This window comes from Cupriavidus sp. 05L310 (assembly GCF_056398185.1).
On record NZ_JBFTOX010000016.1, the window covers coordinates 117,128 to 133,981 of the forward strand.

A 16,854-nucleotide genomic window follows, 5' to 3' on the forward strand; every position below is an offset into this window, starting at 1 on the left:
AAGGGCGGTTACAAAGTCGACAGACGGCAACTTCGGGAGTGGATATGTTGCGTCGCAGCAATGCAAGGTAGACATGTCATATAGGCTTGGCTATGCTTCGTGCGCCAGTCGGCGGGGCACTTATCCTTCACCCGCCCGCCGCTGTTTCTCCGGATTTTTCATGTTGCTTCGTCGCTTCCCAGCCGCCCCGGCGCGGCCACGCCTGTCTTTTGCCTCTCGCCTGGCTGCGGCTGCCCTGTCGCTGGCAGGCCTGGGCGGCATGGCGTCGATACCGGCGCTGGCGCAGGAGCAGGGCGCGGCAAGCGGCGACGTGCCTGTGCAGGCGGATGCCCCGGAGAACTTCGCCTTCCACGGCCAGGCCACTTATATCTGGCAGCGCAAGCCGTCCTTCGGCGCGGCTTACTCGGGCACCAACAGCCTCGCCACGGAGCGTGCCAAGAGCTATTCCTTCAGCAGCACGCTCGATCTCGGCGTGCGCCTGTGGCGCGGCGCGGAGTTCCATTTCAACCCGGAAGTGACGCAGGGGGTGCCGTTCTCGGAGTTGCACGGACTGGGCGGCTTGTCGAATGCCGAACTGGCCAAGGTGTCGAGCACCAGCCCGGTGTTCTACCGGGCGCGCGCTTTTATCCGGCAGACCTGGGGCCTGGGCGGCGGCAGCGAGCAGCTGGATGCCGACTTCAACCAATTGGCCGGCAGCGTCGACAAGCGCCGCGTGGTGCTGACCGCCGGCAATTTCGGCGTGCTCGACGTCTTCGACCAGAACGAGTACGGTTCCGACCCGCGCACCCAGTTCATGAACTGGTCGTTCCTGACGCACGGCTCCTTCGACTATCCGGCGGATGCGCGCGGCTACAACTGGGGCGTGGCGCTCGAGTACATTGGCGACGCCTGGTCGGTGCGGCTTGGCCGTTTCCTGCAGCCGCTGGAGTCCAACGGGCTGGAGCTCGATACACGGATGTTCGAGCACTATGGCGACATCCTCGAATTCGAGAAACGCTACAGCCTGGCGGGCAAGCCTGGCGTGGCGCGCCTGCTGTTCTGGCGCAACAAGGCGCGCATGGGCAGGTTCAGCGATGCGCTGCAGCTTGGCGCCGCCACCGGCACCACGCCGGACCTGGCCGATGTGCGCGAGGAACATGCCAAACTTGGCGTGGGCTTGTCGGTGATGCAGCGCGTGAACGATTCGCTCGGCGTGTTCGCGCGCGCCAATATGTCCGACGACAAGACAGAGACCTATGCCTTCACCGAAATCGGCCGCCAGGTAGCCGCCGGCGGCGTGCTTAACGGCAATGCGTGGGGACGGCCGCGCGATGTGGTGGGCCTGGCCATGTCGGTGAACATGCTGGGCTCGCACCACCAGGCCTATCTGGCCGCGGGCGGTCTGGGCGCATTCCTGGGCGACGGTGCGCTCAGGTACGGGCCAGAGCAGATCGTGGAACTGTTCTACAGCTTCCAGCCGGTCAAATACCTGAGCATCAGCCCGGACTTCCAGTACATCCGCAATCCCGGCTATAACCGCGACCGCGGCCCGGCGAAGTTCTACGGCGTGCGCCTGCACGCGGAGTTCTGAACCGCCGGGGCTTGCTCAGTTGCCCCGACTTTGTCAGCAGTCTGAAAGCCCGGCGCATGTGCCGGGCTTTCTCCTTTGCTGCACGGCTTGCGGCATCACTGCCGTGCATTGCGCCGGTTGTCCGGCCACGGCGTGTTGAAGTTGGTGCGGAACGGATTGATATCCAGCCCGCCGCGCCGCGTGTAGCGGGCATAGACCGCCAGCTTCACGGGCTTGCACTGGCGCAGCACGTCGGTGAAGATCCGCTCCACGCATTGCTCGTGGAACTCGTTGTGGTTGCGGAACGAGATCAGGTACTTGAGCAGCGCTTCCTGGTTGATCGGCGCGCCCACGTAGCGGATCTGCACGCTGCCCCAGTCCGGCTGGCCGGTCACCAGGCAGTTGGACTTGAGCAGGTGCGAGACCAGCGTTTCTTCCACCGGCGATTCGTCCTGGCTCGCGTGCAGCAGGTGCGGCGCCGGTTCGTAGATATCGGTCTCGATGTCGAGCCGGTCCAGCAGCAGGCCATCCAGCTCACCCATCTTCTGGGTGCCCAACTCGGCTTCGGTCACCAGGCGAACCTGCACCGTGCCGCCGGTGGCTTCGGACAGGTCGTGGTGCAGCAGTTGCTGCAGCGCTTCGGGCGAGGCGATCTTGCTCTGGTTGAACGAATTCAGGTAGAGCTTGAACGACTTGGATTCGACGATATTGGGCGTGTCGGCGGGAATGATGAAGCTGGCCAGCGCCACCTGCGGCTTGCCCTTCATGTTCAGCCACGAGAGCTCGTACGCGTTCCAGATGTCCACGCCGAAGAACGGCAGCGCGCGGCCCTCGGCCAGCCCGATCTCGGTGCGCTTGGGCTGGCGCGGGATGGGGAACAGCAGGGTGGGGTCGTACTCGGTCTTGTAGGCCGAGGGTTTGCCTAGCGGTGATTGTTCGGGAAGGCTCATGGTTGCCTCGCGTGTGGCTCCGCGCATGCCTGTCGGCAGGGATGCGCGGGGACCACGGGATTGATCAGGACAGGAACAGCTTGTATACCGGGTTCTCGGTCTCTTCCCAGTGTACATAGCCCAGCGTGGCGAGGAAGGCGCGGAAGGCGCGTTTCTCGTTCCTGGGCACCTGGATGCCAACCAGGATATTGGAGGTGTCGCCGCCCTGGTTGCGGTAGTGGAACAGGCTGATATTCCAGTTCGGGCTCATGCTCGACAGGAAGCGCATCAGCGCGCCCGGACGCTCCGGGAACTCGAAGCGGTACAGCAGTTCGTCATGCGCCAGCGGCGAGCGTCCGCCCACCATGTAGCGGATATGCTGCTTGGCCAGCTCGTTGTTGGACAGGTCGAGCGTATCGAAGCCGTGGCGGCGGAAACCGGCGGCGATCTTCTCGTTCTCCGCGCGGCTCGCGATCTGCACGCCGACGAAGATGTGGGCCATGCTGTTGTCGGCGATGCGGTAGTTGAACTCGGTCACATTGCGCGTGCCGACCTGCTCGCAGAAGCGCTTGAAGCTGCCGCGTTCCTCGGGGATGCTGACCGCGAACACCGCCTCGCGCGCCTCGCCCACCTCGGCGCGCTCCGCGACGAAGCGCAGGCGGTCGAAGTTCATGTTGGCGCCGCACGCAATGGCCACCAGGTGCTGGCCCTTGAGTTTCTCTCGCTCGGCATACAGCTTCAGGCCGGCGATGGCCATCGCGCCCGCGGGCTCCAGGATGCTGCGCGTATCCTGGAACACGTCCTTGAGCCCCGCGCAGATGGCGTCGGTGTCCACCAGGATGATCTCGTCGACCAGTTCGCGCGTGATGCGGAAGGTTTCCTTGCCGACCAGCTTGACGGCGGTGCCGTCCGAGAACAGGCCCACTTCCTTGAGTTCCACACGCTTGCCCGCATCCACCGAGCGCTTCATCGCGTCCGAATCCACGGTCTGCACGCCGATCACCTTGATCTCCGGGCGCACGGCCTTGATGTAGGACGCGATGCCGGAGATCAGGCCGCCGCCGCCGATCGCCACGAACACCGCATGCAGCGGGCCCGGATGCTGGCGCAGGATTTCCATGGCGATGGTGCCCTGGCCGGCGATGACTTCGGGATCGTCGAAAGGGTGGATGAAGGTCAGCTTGTGCTTCTTCTCCAGCTCTGCCGCGTGGTTGTAGGCATCGCTGTACGAGTCGCCGTGCAGCACGATTTCCACCCACTCGCCGCCGCGCTCGCGCACCGCGTCGATCTTTACCTGCGGGGTCGTGACCGGCATCGCGATCAGCGCCTTGCATTTGAGCCGCGCCGCCGACAGCGCCACGCCTTGCGCATGATTGCCGGCGGAGGCGGCGATCACGCCGCGCTTGAGTTCCTCCGGCGACAGCGAGGCCATCTTGTTGTACGCGCCGCGCAGCTTGAACGAGAACACCGGCTGGGTGTCCTCGCGCTTGAACCACACCTTGTTGCCGGTGCGCGCGGAGAGCAGGTTTGCGTAGGTGAGATCGGTCTCCTGGGCCACGTCATACACCTTGGCGGTCAGGATCTTTCTCAGGTAATCGGGTTTGCGGGTCATCGTGGACAGCCGGGGCGGGGATTGGCGGAAACCGCTAATGATAAAGGATGGCGCGGTGCGGCGATGCCGGCACCCCGGATCCGGTGGCCGCCAAGGGCAGGCCGGCGCACCTGCAAGGCCGCTGCGAAACGGCGCACCGCGGCGGTGCGGGCGCCATTGCGGCGCGGTGCGTGCAGAGGCGCACCGTGTAGGACGTTGTCCGGTGGACGGTGCGGGAACACTCGTGCTACGGTGTAACGCGATGCCCAACCTACCTCTTATCGAACCAAACACGGCGCTGTTCCTGGATTTCGACGGTACGCTGGCCGACCTCGCGCCACGTCCGGACCTCGTGCGGGTCGAACCGGAACTGGTGGGGACGCTGCGCGCCCTGCATCGGCATCTGGGCGGTGCCGTGGCGCTGGTTTCGGGCCGGCCGATCGCCGAGCTGGATCATTTCCTGCAGCCCCTGCAACTGCCCGCGGCAGGCGTGCACGGCGCGGAATTGCGCGACGCGGTCGGCCGCTGGCTGCGCCAGCCGGACCCCGGCGTGCCCCTGTTGCTGCCACCTCTCGAAGCCCTGGTCAACGCGTATCCCGGCTTGCAGCTGGAGCGCAAGTCGGTCGCGGTCGCGGTGCACTACCGCGCCGTCCCCCATCTCGAAGGGCTGGTACGCAACTTCGCGGCGCAGGTCGCCAGTGGCGTGCCCGGCATCGAAGTCTTGCACGGCAAGATGGTGGTGGAACTCAAGCCGGCCGGCATCGACAAGGGCGGCGCCATCGATACCTTTATGCGCGGGCCGCCGTTTGCGCGGCGCACGCCGCTGTTTGCCGGCGACGACATTACCGATGAGGCTGGCTTTTCCGTGGTGCGGCGCCTGGGCGGTGTCGCCTTGCTGGTAGGACAGCGGCCCAGCGCCGCCACCGTCAGCGTGACCGGTCCGGCCGCGCTGCGCTGCTGGCTGCATCGCTCCGCCAGGGCGCTGGAAGTCATGGCCTCCGCGGATGGCACGCTGGCGGCGGGAGCCACAACCACAACGACGTCTTGAGGGGGATTCGCTGTGAGCAACCAATCTACCGAGGGTACCCAGGGGAGCGCTGAGGGGGCAGGCCGCTATGCCGATCCCTCGCTGTCGCTGGGCATGATCGGCAACTGCGCGATCTCCGCGCTGGTCGACGGCCGCGGGCGCATCGTCTGGTGCTGCCTGCCGCGCTTCGATGGCGACCCGGTCTTCAACGCCTTGCTTGATCCTGGCCCGAACGCGGGCCACTTCGCCATCGAGATCGAGGACTTCCACGAGTCGGCGCAATGGTACGAGCCCAATACGGCCGTGCTGCGCACGCGGCTGACCGACCAGCATGGCAACTGCCTGGAGATCACCGATTTCGCGCCGCGACTCTTCCGGCTGGGCCGCTACTTTCGCCCCACCACGCTGATCCGGCGCATTCGTCCCATCAGCGGCGCGCCGCGCGTGCGGGTGACAGTGGCGCCGCGCTTCGACTGGGGACGCATCAAGCCCGAGATCACGCGTGGCAGCAGCCATGTGCGCTATGTCGGCGATGGCACGACGCTGCGCATGACCACCGATGCGCCGCTGACCTATGTGCTGTCGCGGACACCTTTCCTGCTGACCCGCGATCTCAACTTCATCCTCGGACCCGATGAAACCCTGCAAGGCGGCGTGGAGGAAGTCGCGCGCGACTTCGAGCAGGAAACCACGGCCTACTGGAAGATGTGGAGCCGCCGCCTCGCGGTGCCGCGCGAATGGCAGGACGCGGTGATCCGTGCCGCCATCACGCTCAAGCTGTCGCTCTATGAAGAGACCGGCGCCATCGTCGCGGCCATGACCACCAGCATTCCCGAGGCGCCGGGCAGCGGGCGCAACTGGGACTACCGATTCTGCTGGCTGCGCGATGCCTTCTTCGTGATCCGCGCGCTCAACAGCTTGTCCGAGGTCGGCACCATGGAGGACTACCTGCGCTGGTTGTCCAACGTGGTGATGCAGTCCAGGAACGGCCATATCCAGCCGCTGTACGGCATCGGGCTGGAACTCGAATTGCCGGAGAGCGTGCTCGATCACTTGTCGGGCTACCGCGGGATGGGCCCGGTGCGCGTGGGCAACCAGGCGCAGGAGCACTTCCAGCACGACGTCTACGGCAACGTGGTGCTGGGCGCGGCCCAGGCCTTCCACGACCATCGCCTGCTGCACCGCGGCGGGGTGGCCGAGTATCAAGTGCTGGAGACCGTGGGCGAACAGGCGGTACGCGTGTTCGGCACGCCCGATGCGGGCATGTGGGAGCTGCGCACGCGGGCGCGGGTGCATACCTCCTCTGCGCTGATGAGCTGGGCCGCGTGCGACCGTCTTGCCAAGATCGGCGATGCGCTGCAACTGCCCGACCGCGCGGCTTACTGGCGCCAGCATGCCGACGGCATGAAGGAGCGCATCGTGAGCGAGTCCTGGAGCGAGGAACGCCAGGCATTCGCCGAGAGCTTCGGCGGGCGCGAGCTCGATGCCAGCGTGCTGCTGATGGCCGAGGTGGGCATTATCGCCCCGTGGGACGAGCGCTTCATGTCGACGCTCAAGGCCCTGGAAGCGTCGCTGTGCGACGGGCCGTACATGCGTCGCTACGAGGCGCCAGACGATTTCGGCAAGCCCGAGACCGCCTTCAATATCTGCACCTTCTGGCGTATCGACGCGCTGGCGCGCGTGGGGCGCCGCGAGGAAGCACGCGAGATTTTCGAGGCCATGCTGGCGGCGCGCAACCCGCTTGGCTTGCTGTCCGAGGACACCCATCCGGTGACCGGCGAGATGTGGGGCAATTTTCCGCAGACCTACTCGATGGTGGGCCTGATCAACGGCGCCGTGCGCCTGTCCGCGCCATGGGATTCGGTGATTTGAGCACGCGATTTCCAGCGCGCGGGGCAGGGTTCTGGCAAAGGAACATATGGGCAGACTAGTCGTGGTATCCAACCGCATCGCAGATCCGCGCAACGTTGCCGCGGGCGGTCTCGCGGTGGCGTTGGGCGAGGCGCTCAAGGCCACCGGCGGGGTCTGGTTCGGCTGGAGCGGCAGGATCGTGGATGCCGCCCAGGGTGGCACGCCCGGCGAGGGGGAGCTGCATATCCAGCAGGCCGGCAATGTCACGCTGGCAACCGTTGACCTGTGCCGCGAGGACCACGACGCGTACTACCAGGGCTACAGCAACGGCGTGCTGTGGCCGGTGTTCCACTACCGCATCGACCTGGCGGATTTCGATTCCGGCTATCTCAACATCTATCGCCGCGTGAACCAGCTGTTTGCGCGCAAGCTGGCGCCACTGCTGCGTCCGGACGATGTGATCTGGATCCACGACTACCACCTGATCCCGCTCGCCTCCGAACTGCGCGCCATGGGCTGCGGGCAGCGCATGGGGTTCTTCCTGCATATCCCCTTGCCCCCGCCGCTGATCCTGGCTGCGATCCCGCAACACGAGTGGCTGATGCGGGCGCTGTTCGCCTATGACCTGGTCGGCTTCCAGAGCCAGCTCGATCTGGAGCATTTCTCGCGCTATGTGCAAAGGGAGGCGCAGGCCGAGCCGATGGGCGAGTACCGCTTCCGGGCTTTCCACCGCACCGTGCGCGCGCAGGCGTTCCCGATCGGCATCGACGTCGACGAATTCGCCGAGCTTGGGAAATGTGATGAATCGCGCGAGACCTACGAGATGATGCGGGGCCAGTACGCGAGCCGCCGGCTGTTACTGGGCGTCGATCGTCTCGATTACTCCAAGGGGCTGCCGCAGCGGCTCAAGGCGGTGCGGGCGCTGATGGCGCAGTATCCGGAGAACCGCCGCAGCGCCACGCTGATCCAGATCGCCGCGCCGTCGCGGGAGACGGTGGATGCCTATGCGGATCTGCGGCGCGAACTGGAAGGGTTGTCGGGGGCGATCAATGGGGAGTACGGGGAGCTGGACTGGATGCCGGTGCGCTATATCCATCGCACGACCGCGCGGCGTCGGCTGCCGGGGTTGTACCGCGCTTGCCGCGTGGCACTGGTCACGCCGTTGCGGGACGGAATGAACCTGGTGGCCAAGGAGTTCGTGGCGGCGCAGGATCCGGATGATCCGGGGGTGCTGGTCCTATCGCGGTTCGCCGGGGCTGCCGAGCAGCTTCGGGAGGCCTTGCTCGTCAATCCCTACGATATCAATGCCACGGCGCAGGCGATCCAGCAGGCGTTGCATATGCCGCTGGCCGAGCGCCAGTCGCGGCACCAGAAGCTGTTGGAGCGCATCCGCGGGCAGGATGTGCATTGGTGGAGGGAGGAGTATCTGAGGACGCTGGCGGAGACGGATGGCGGGTAGGGGGAGACTGCCACGGCGTGACTTCAAAGACGCAATACGTTCCGCCAGGCAAACCGCTACGCCAAGTCCCCCGGCGTATCCACATCCCTGAACGCCCCTTCGTCATCGGTGAGGATTCGCATCACCGGCTGCGTTTTCAACAATTCCCGCGCCCCTTCATCCCCGTCAAGCTTGAGGAGCGCTTCCCGCCAGGCGGCGCCAAATCCGACCGGATGCCCGCGCTGCCCGCCCCGCCAGGGCGCGGCGATGGCGTCGCGCGTGGTGATCGTCAATGCCACCGCGCGGACCAGTTCGGCCGGCAGCCACGGCATGTCGGCCAGCGCCACCACCCAGCCACGGGCGTCCGGCGTGGCGGCCACCGCTGCGGCCAGCGCGGCCCCCATGCCGGCCTCCGCGGCGGCGGTCTCCAGCACGCGGCAGCCTGCCCGCCGCAATTCGGCCGCCAGCGCGGCGTTGCCCGGGCGGATCACGGCGAGCGCGCCGGGCAGGACGCCGGCGAGGGTCCGCGCGCTGCGGCCGGCCACCGTGTGCCCGTCGGGCAGCGTGGCGAGCAGCTTGTTGCGCTGCCCGGCGGCATCGAAGCGGCGCCCGTAGCCGGCGGCCAGCAGGATGCCGGTGGGCAGCTCGGCGGCGTTGATGGCGCCGTTGAGGGGGCCATTGGCGGGGCCGTTCAGCGCGCCGGTCACGGGGCGGGGCTGCAGGTGCTGCCTTCGCTGGCCGCCATTTCGCGGGCGGCCTTGGCGCCTTCCACCTGCAGGATGTCGGGCAGCGAGACGTGGTTCTTGGCGGCCACGACTTCGGCCAGGATCGAGATCGCGATCTCCGGTGGCGTGCGGCTGCCGATGTAGATGCCCACCGGCCCGTGCAGCCGCGCCAGCTGCATGTCGTCGAGGTCGAATTCCTTGAGCCGTTCGCGGCGCGCCTGGTTGTTGCGGCGCGAACCGAGCGCGCCAACGTAGAAGGCGCGCGTGCGCAGCGCTTCCATCAGGGCCAGGTCGTCGAGCTTGGGATCGTGCGTGACGGCGATCACCGCGCTGCGCTCGTCGAGCTGCATCTCGGTCACGGTGTCATCCGGCATGGTGCGCACCATAGTGACGCCGGGGATGTCCCAGGTCTCGGTGTATTCCTCGCGCGGATCGCACACGGTGACCTGGAAGCCCAGGCCGACGGCGATCTGGCACAGGTATTTCGATAACTGCCCGGCGCCGATGACCAGCATGCGGTAGCGCGGCCCGTGGATGGTGAGCAGGGTGTTGCCGTCGAAGGCCAAGCCGTCCGTCGCTTGCGCCGGGCCGAGCGTGGCGCGGCCGCTTGCCATGTCGAGCGTGCGCGCCACCAGCCTGCCGCGTTCCACGGCTTCCAGCAGTTCGTCCAGATGGCTGTCGGCGCTGAGCGGCTCGGTCACCAGTTCGATGGTGCCGCCGCAGGGCAGGCCGAAGCGGTGCGCTTCCTCGGCGCTGATGCCGTACTTGACGGCTTCGGGGCGCCCGCTGGCAATGCCTTCGCGCCGTACCCGGTCGATGATGTCGTCCTCGATGCAGCCGCCCGAGACCGATCCCACCACCAGGCCGTCGTCGCGCACGGCCAGCATGGCGCCTTCCGGCCGGGGCGAGGAGCCCCAGGTTCTGACTACCGTTACCAATAGCGTGCGGTGGCCTTCGGCCAGCCAGCGTACGCTGCTTTTCAGGACTTCGAGATCCACGCTGTCCATGATCTTTTCCGCTTCGTTTCACCGGTTTGTTCATCGGGCGTGCTGCCATCGCCGGCCGCCGCTCCATCCTTGGCGACATCCTCGCCCGTGCCCGCTTCGTCACCTTGCTCGCCGGGCCCGCCCAGCGCCGCCGTGAAGCGGTCGAAGAAGGTATCGGCCATCTTGCGCGCGGCGGCATCGACCAGCCGCGAGCCGATCTGCGCGAGTTTGCCGCCAACCTGGGCGTTGACCGTATAGGTCAGCACCGTCTGCTCGCCCTCGGGGGCCAGCGTGACGTGCGCGGTGCCCTTGCCGAAGCCCGCGACGCCACCTTGGCCGTCGAACTGGATGGTGTAGCTGTCGGGCGCCTGGATGTCCTGCAAGGCCATGCGCCCCTTGAAGCGCGCCTTGACCGGGCCCACCGCGGCGGTCAGCGCCACCAGGTAGGCGTTGTCGCCGTCAGGCTCGATGCTCTCACATCCGGGGATGCATTGCTTGAGCAGCCCCGTGTCGTTCAGGGCTTCCCAGGCGTTTTGCTGCACTACCGGCAGTTGCCGCGTCTGTGTCATTTCCATGGCGGGGGCGTCTCCTTGGTGTCTTTCATGTTTCTAATGTCTCTGGGCATCGGCGCCGCAGGGAAAACGGGCATGGCCAGCGGTTCGCGCGCGGCCAGCAGCGATTCCAGCGCGAACAGGCTGTCCAGGTTGTGCGCCGAGCGCAGCGCATCCACGTGCGGCAGGATGGCTTGTACGCCACGCGCCTGCGGCGCGAAGCCGGCATAGCGCAGCAGTGGGTTGAGCCAGACGATGCGATGCGCGAAGCGGCGCAGGCGAGTCATTTCCGTGCCCAGCAAATCGATGTCTTCATGGTCCAGCCCGTCGGTGACCAGCAGCACGGTGGCGCGGCCGGACAGCGTGCGGCGGGCCCACTGGCGGTTGAAGGTGGCCAGCGCGGCGCCGATGCGGGTGCCGCCGGCCCAGTCGCGCACCTGTCCGGTGATGGCGCCGACCGCCTCGTCGGGGTCGCGCTCGCGCAGCGAGCGGGTGATGTTGGTCAGCCGGGTGCCGAACAGGAATACGGACAGCCGCTCGCGCGATTGCATCAGCGCATGGCAGAAATACAGCACCGCGCGCGAGTACTGGCTCATCGAGCCGGAGATGTCGAGCAGCAGCACCAGCGGCGGGCGCCGCTCGGCATGGCGGCGGAATTTCCAGCGTAGCCATTCGCCTTGCTGGCGCACCGCCAGCCTAGCGCTCGCGCGCAGGTCGGCGCGCGGCCCGCTGGCGGCGGCGCGCAGGCGGCGCGTGCGCTCGGTGGCCAGGCGCGCGTGGCGGGCGCGGATCATGTGCTGCAGCGCACGCCATTCTTCCGCGCTCAGGGTTTCAAAATCGCGCTGGGCCAGGCGCTCCTGGGCCGAGAAGGTGAGCGGGGCGGTAAAGCGTTCGGCGCTGTCCTCGGAGCGCCGGCCGGATTCGGGCGGGCGCTGGGCGGCGAGCGCATCGGCCAGCCGGTTGTTGCGCGGGGGCGGCGGAGCGCCGGCGTCGACGCGCGGCAGCAGCAGGGCGCGCAGCTTGCCCTCCCAGTCGGGGTCGCGCCAGAACAGGTCGAAGGCGGCGTCGAACAGCGGGCGCTGGTCGGGCCCGCTCACCATCAGGGCCGCCATCGCCGCGCGCACCTCGTCGCGCCGGCCGATGTCCACGTATTGCAGCGCCAGCAGCGCGTCCACGGCCTGCGCGGGCGAGAGCCCGAAGCCGGCATCGCGCAGCAGGCGCACGAAGTGCGTGACATTGCGCGCGAGCATGGGCAGCGTGCCGGCGGGTTGCGCGGCGGCAAGGGGGGCATCCGGATGCAGCCTGGGCATGCCTCAGCCTCCCGGCGCCCGGCTGGCCAGCAATTCCGCCACGGTCGGGCCGTCCACGCGGGCCAGGTCGTCCTGGTACTTGAGCAGCACGCCCAGCGTGTCGCGCACCGATTGCGGATCGAGCTCGCTGACGCCGAGCGCGGCCAGGGCGCGGCACCAGTCGATCGCCTCGGCAATGCCAGGCGACTTGAACAGGTCGATGCCGCGCAGCCGGTGAATGAAATCGATGGCCTGGTGCTGCAGCGCGGCAGCCGCTTCAGAGGCGCGCGCGGCCACGATCTGCAGTTCGCGCTCGCGTTGCGGATAGCCCATCCACTGGTACAGGCAGCGGCGCTTGAGCGCGTCATGCACCTCGCGCGTGCGGTTGGAGGTGACGATGATCAGCGGTGGCTGTTCGGCCCGCACCACGCCGATTTCGGGAATCGACACCTGGTATTCCGACAGTACCTCCAGCAGGAAGGCCTCGAAGGGCTCGTCGGCGCGGTCGATCTCGTCGATCAGCAGCACGCGCGGGATGCCCGGCGCGGCGGGATCGGGCAGCAGCGATTCCAGCAAGGGCCGCTTGAGGAGGAAATCGTCGTGGTAAAGCGATTGCGCGTCGGGCCGCTCGCCGCGGGCTTCCGCCAGGCGCAGCGCCATGATCTGGCGCGGGTAGTCCCATTCGTACAGCGCACTGGAAGCATCGAGCCCCTCGTAGCATTGCAGCCGCAGCAGGCGCGTGCCGAGCGCGTCGGCGATGGCCCGCGCCAGCGCGGTCTTGCCCACGCCGGGCTCGCCCTCCAGAAAAAGCGGCCGCTGCATGCGCAGCGCCAGGTAGAGCACGGTGGCGGTCTCGCGGTCTGCGAAATACTGCTGCGCCTCCAGCAGGGCGGCGGTTTGATCGATGGACTGGGGAAGCATGAAAATAGCCGGATGATGCTATGTGCACAGAGGGTCGGCGCAGGATGGACGCCTTCCTGTTTGCGCCCTCCCTCTTCCCGGCCCCTCTCTCGCAAGCGGGAGAGGGTGGCAAGCCGGTGGCCGGGGAAGCGGGTTCGGGCTGGATGGCTCGGCCCTATCCCTTGAGCGCTTGCTCCACCGCTCGTGCCGCCAGCACCGGGATCAGGTGCGCGCGGTACTCGGCCGAGGCATGCAGGTCGGCATTCAGCTGGCCTGCATCGACCACCACCGCGCGTGCCGCCGCCGGTGTGAAGCTGGCCGTCAGCGCCTGTTCCAGCGGCGCGCTGCGGAAGACGCTATCCGCCGCGCCCGTTATCGCCACCCGCACGACCTTGCCGAACTGCGCCACCATCACACCCACCAGCGCGAAACGCGACGCCGGGTTGCGAAACTTGATGTAGGCGGCCTTATCCGGCGTGGGGAAGCGTACGGCGGTAATCAGTTCATCGGCTTCCAGCGCGGTTTCGTAGAGGCTCTTGAAAAAATTGTCGGCGGCGATATTGCGGCGGTCCGTCACCACGGTGGCGTTGAGGCCGAGTACGGCCGCCGGGTAGCAGGCGGCCGGATCGTTGTTGGCGAGCGAGCCGCCCAGCGTGCCCATCGCGCGTACCTGCCGGTCGCCGATGCCGTTGGCGAGCGCGGCCAGCGCCGGGATGCGCTTGAGCACGTCGGCATTGGCCGCCACGTCGGCGTGGCGTGCCGCCGCGCCGATCACCAGCTCGTCGTTCTCGACACGGATATCCGCCATGCCGGGGATGCGCGCCACATCGATCAGCGCCGACGGCGCTGCCAGCCGCAGCTTCATCGCGGCCAGCAGACTCTGGCCGCCGCCGAGGAACTTGGCGTCGCTGTCCGCCTTGAGCCTGGCCACCGCCGACGTGGCATCGGCGGCGCGTTCGTAATTGAATGCGTACATGGTGTGCCTCCGACGTCAGTTGGCGGTCTGCGCGTGGCGAATCGCCTGCCATACGCGGTGCGGTGTGGCGGGCATCTGGATGTCGCTCACGCCCAGCGGCGAGAGCGCGTCCACCAGCGCATTGATGAATGCCGGCGGCGAGCCGATCGCCCCTGCCTCGCCGCAGCCCTTCACGCCCAGCGGGTTGTGCGTGCAGGGTGTGCCCTTGGCGGTCTCCACCGTGAAGTCGGGCAGGTCGCCGGCGCGCGGCATGGCGTAGTCCATGTAGGAGCCGGTCAGCAACTGGCCGCTGTCGTCGTCGTAGATGCACTGCTCCAGCATGGCCTGGCCGAGGCCCTGGCCGATGCCGCCATGCACCTGGCCTTCGACGATCATCGGGTTGATGATGTTGCCGAAATCGTCCACCGCGGTGAACTTGATCACCTTGCTTTCGCCCGTATCGGGGTCCACCTCCACTTCGCAGATGTAGGCGCCGGACGGGTAAGTGAAGTTGGTCGGGTCGTAGAAGGCGTTTTCGTTCAGGCCGGGTTCGAGCTTGTCGAGCGGATAGTTGTGCGGCACGTAGGCGGTCAGCGCAACCTCGCCGAAGGTCTTGCTGCGGTCAGTGCCGGCCACGCTGAACACGCCGTTCTTGAACTCGATGTCCGCGTCCGAGGCTTCCAGCAGGTGGGCCGCGATCTTCTTGGCCTTGGCCTCGATCTTTTCGAGCGCCTTCATGATGGCCGAGCCGCCCACCGACAGCGAGCGCGAACCATAGGTGCCCATGCCGAAGGGCACCCGGCCGGTATCGCCATGCACGATTTCCACCGCTTCGAGCGCAATGCCGAGGCGCTCGGCCACGATCTGCGCGAAGGTGGTCTCATGTCCCTGGCCGTGGCTGTGCGAGCCGGTGAAGACGGTCACGGTGCCGGTGGGGTGCACGCGGACCTCGCCAACCTCGAACAGGCCCGCGCGCGCGCCCAGGGCGCCGGCGATATTCGACGGCGCCAGACCGCACGCCTCGATGTAGCACGAGTAGCCCAGGCCACGCAGCTTGCCGCGCTGCTTCGCTTCGTCGCGCCGCGCGGGGAAGCCCTTGACGTCGGCCAGTTCCTGCGCGCGCGCGAGGCACGGCTCGTAGTCGCCGGTGTCGTAGGTCAGGCCGACGGGGGTGGCGTAGGGGAAGTCGTGGATGAAGTTCTTGCGGCGCAGTTCGGCCGGGTCCATCTTCAGTTCGCGCGCCGCGGTTTCCACCAGCCTTTCCACCACATAAGTGGCTTCCGGGCGGCCCGCGCCGCGGTAGGCATCCACCGGCGAGGTGTTGGTGAACACCGCGCGCACCTCGGCGTAGATCGCCGGGGTGGTGTACTGCCCGGCCAGCAGCGTGGCGTACAGGATGGTCGGCACGCTGGAGGCGAAGGTCGACAGGTAGGCACCCATGTTGGCGGTGGTGTGCACCCGCATTGCCAGGAACCTGCCATCGGCATCGAGCGCCAGCTCGGCCTTGGTGACGTGGTCGCGCCCGTGGGCATCGGTCAGGAAGGATTCGGAGCGCTCGGCGGTCCACTTGATCGGGCGCTTGACCTTCTTCGAGGCCCAGGTCAGCGCCACGTCCTCCGCGTACAGGAAGATCTTGGAGCCGAAGCCGCCACCCACGTCCGGCGCAATGATGCGCAGCCGAGATTCCGGCAGGCCCAGCACGAAGGCGCCCATCAGCAGGCGCTCCACGTGCGGGTTCTGGTTCGAGACGTAGACGGTGTAGCTGTCGTCCTGCCGGGTGTAGCTGGCATTGACGGCGCGCGGCTCGATCGCGTTGGGGATCAGGCGGTTGTTGACGATCTCGAGCGTGGTCACGTGGGCGGCCTTGGCAAAGGCGGCGTCGGTGGCGGCGCGGTCGCCGTGGCCCCAGACATAGCTGGTGTTCTCCGGCACGTCGTCGTGCACCAGCGTGCTGGCCGAGGCTGCCTGCGCGGTGTTCACCACGGCGGGCAGTTCCTCGTATGCCACGTCGATCCTCTCGGCGGCGTCCTTGGCCTGCTGCAGCGTCTCGGCTACCACCAGCGCGACCTGGTCGCCCACGTGGCGTGCCTTGCCCTGCGCCAGCACCGGGTGCGGCGGCTCCTTCATCGGGCTGCCGTCGATGCTGTGGATCAGCCAGCCGCAAGGCAGGCCGCCGACCTTGTCGGCGGCGACGTCGTCACCGGTGAAGATGGCGATCACGCCGGGCGAGGCCAGTGCCTCGGTCTTGTCGATGGAAGCGATGCGCGCGTGGGCGTGCGGCGAGCGCAGGAAGTAGCCGTAGCTTTGCTGCGGCAGCACGATGTCGTCGGTGTACTGGCCGTTGCCGGTGAGGAAGCGGTAGTCTTCCTTGCGCTTGACCGAGGCGCCGATCAGGTGCTGGTCGTCAGGTGCGTTCATGGCGGTCCCCTTATTCGGCGCTGACGCCATGCATCGCGGCCTGGCCTTCCTGCACCGCGCGCACGATGTTGTGGTAGCCGGTACAGCGGCACAGGTTGCCCTCGAGCTGCTCGCGGATGGCGGCGGCGTCGGCATTCGGCTCGGCCTGGACCAGCGCGGTGGCGCTCATGACCATGCCGGGCGTGCAGAAGCCGCATTGCAGCCCGTGGCAATTGCGAAAGGCCTCCTGCATGGGATGGAGCTGGCCTTCGGGGGCCAGACCTTCAATGGTGGTGATCCTCGCACCATCCGCCTGCAGCGCCAGCATATTGCACGACTTGACCGCGCGGCCGTCCATATGGACGGTGCAAGACCCGCACTGGGCGGTGTCGCAGCCGACATGGGTGCCGGTGAGGCGGAGTTGTTCGCGCAGGAACTGGACGAGAAGGGTGTTGGGTTCTACCTGGGCATCCACGGCGCGGCCGTTGACGGTCAGGCGGATAGGAATCGCCATGCTTGTCTCCATGTGGGTGGACACGTGCATGACCAATCCGTGAATCCCGAAAATGCGCGGGACTGGCCACGACGCGTTACTGCCGTTTGCTGGTGACGGCTATTTCGTGATGTTGGTACTGCGGTGCTGCGGGCAGTGCGAATTGCTGCAGG

General features: G+C 67.4%; 14 protein-coding genes. 4 read left to right on the forward strand and 10 right to left on the reverse strand.

The window, feature by feature from the left end; genetic code table 11:
* Window positions 1-160 precede the first annotated feature (160 nt).
* Window positions 161-1,570 carry a carbohydrate porin gene (locus tag AC1DS6_RS14190; protein ID WP_441636244.1) on the forward strand — a complete coding sequence of 470 codons (1,410 nt, stop codon included), beginning with the start codon at window positions 161-163 and terminating at the stop codon, window positions 1,568-1,570.
* Window positions 1,571-1,665: 95 nt separating this feature from the next.
* Here AC1DS6_RS14190 and queF read toward each other — a convergent pair whose 3' ends face one another.
* Window positions 1,666-2,499, reverse strand: a complete 834-nt coding sequence (gene queF / locus AC1DS6_RS14195; protein ID WP_045240848.1) for an NADPH-dependent 7-cyano-7-deazaguanine reductase QueF — start codon at window positions 2,497-2,499, stop codon at window positions 1,666-1,668.
* A gap of 64 nt (window positions 2,500-2,563) precedes the next feature.
* Window positions 2,564-4,090: a threonine ammonia-lyase, biosynthetic gene (gene ilvA / locus AC1DS6_RS14200; RefSeq protein WP_441636242.1), complete on the reverse strand. Its 1,527-nt coding sequence runs from the start codon at window positions 4,088-4,090 to the stop codon at window positions 2,564-2,566.
* A 241-nt stretch (window positions 4,091-4,331) separates the two neighbouring features.
* Between ilvA and otsB the strand changes: the two genes are divergently transcribed.
* From otsB to otsA, 3 genes are read left to right on the forward strand one after another with little or no spacing between them, the layout of a single operon-like run.
* On the forward strand, window positions 4,332-5,117 hold the full coding sequence (gene otsB, locus AC1DS6_RS14205) for a trehalose-phosphatase (protein ID WP_441636240.1): 786 nt from the start codon (window positions 4,332-4,334) through the stop codon (window positions 5,115-5,117).
* Between the two features lie 12 nt (window positions 5,118-5,129).
* A complete protein-coding gene (locus AC1DS6_RS14210) occupies window positions 5,130-6,968 on the forward strand; it encodes a glycoside hydrolase family 15 protein (RefSeq protein ID WP_477102602.1) in 1,839 nt (612 codons plus the stop codon).
* 46 nt (window positions 6,969-7,014) lie between these two features.
* Complete coding sequence (gene otsA / locus AC1DS6_RS14215) at window positions 7,015-8,406, forward strand: alpha,alpha-trehalose-phosphate synthase (UDP-forming) (RefSeq protein WP_276288714.1); 1,392 nt, start codon at window positions 7,015-7,017, stop codon at window positions 8,404-8,406.
* A 56-nt stretch (window positions 8,407-8,462) separates the two neighbouring features.
* Here otsA and AC1DS6_RS14220 read toward each other — a convergent pair whose 3' ends face one another.
* From AC1DS6_RS14220 to AC1DS6_RS14255, 8 genes are all read right to left on the reverse strand, one after another.
* Entirely contained in the window at window positions 8,463-9,044 is a 582-nt protein-coding gene (locus AC1DS6_RS14220; RefSeq protein ID WP_477102604.1) for a nucleotidyltransferase family protein, read from the reverse strand.
* A gap of 44 nt (window positions 9,045-9,088) precedes the next feature.
* Complete coding sequence (locus tag AC1DS6_RS14225) at window positions 9,089-10,117, reverse strand: XdhC family protein (protein ID WP_441637669.1); 1,029 nt, start codon at window positions 10,115-10,117, stop codon at window positions 9,089-9,091.
* A complete protein-coding gene (locus tag AC1DS6_RS14230) occupies window positions 10,090-10,671 on the reverse strand; it encodes an SRPBCC family protein (protein ID WP_441637671.1) in 582 nt (193 codons plus the stop codon). The genes AC1DS6_RS14225 and AC1DS6_RS14230 overlap by 28 nt, the downstream gene beginning before the upstream one ends.
* Window positions 10,662-11,957, reverse strand: coding sequence for a vWA domain-containing protein (locus AC1DS6_RS14235; protein WP_477102603.1), 1,296 nt, complete (start codon window positions 11,955-11,957; stop codon window positions 10,662-10,664). The genes AC1DS6_RS14230 and AC1DS6_RS14235 overlap by 10 nt, the downstream gene beginning before the upstream one ends.
* A 3-nt stretch (window positions 11,958-11,960) precedes the next feature.
* Window positions 11,961-12,857, reverse strand: coding sequence for an AAA family ATPase (locus AC1DS6_RS14240; RefSeq protein WP_441636274.1), 897 nt, complete (start codon window positions 12,855-12,857; stop codon window positions 11,961-11,963).
* Between the two features lie 154 nt (window positions 12,858-13,011).
* Window positions 13,012-13,812 carry an FAD binding domain-containing protein gene (locus AC1DS6_RS14245; RefSeq protein ID WP_045240836.1) on the reverse strand — a complete coding sequence of 267 codons (801 nt, stop codon included), beginning with the start codon at window positions 13,810-13,812 and terminating at the stop codon, window positions 13,012-13,014.
* A 15-nt stretch (window positions 13,813-13,827) separates the two neighbouring features.
* Window positions 13,828-16,209, reverse strand: coding sequence for a xanthine dehydrogenase family protein molybdopterin-binding subunit (locus AC1DS6_RS14250; protein WP_441636271.1), 2,382 nt, complete (start codon window positions 16,207-16,209; stop codon window positions 13,828-13,830).
* Between the two features lie 10 nt (window positions 16,210-16,219).
* Complete coding sequence (locus tag AC1DS6_RS14255; protein WP_441636269.1) at window positions 16,220-16,702, reverse strand: (2Fe-2S)-binding protein; 483 nt, start codon at window positions 16,700-16,702, stop codon at window positions 16,220-16,222.
* Window positions 16,703-16,854: the final 152 nt, after the last annotated feature.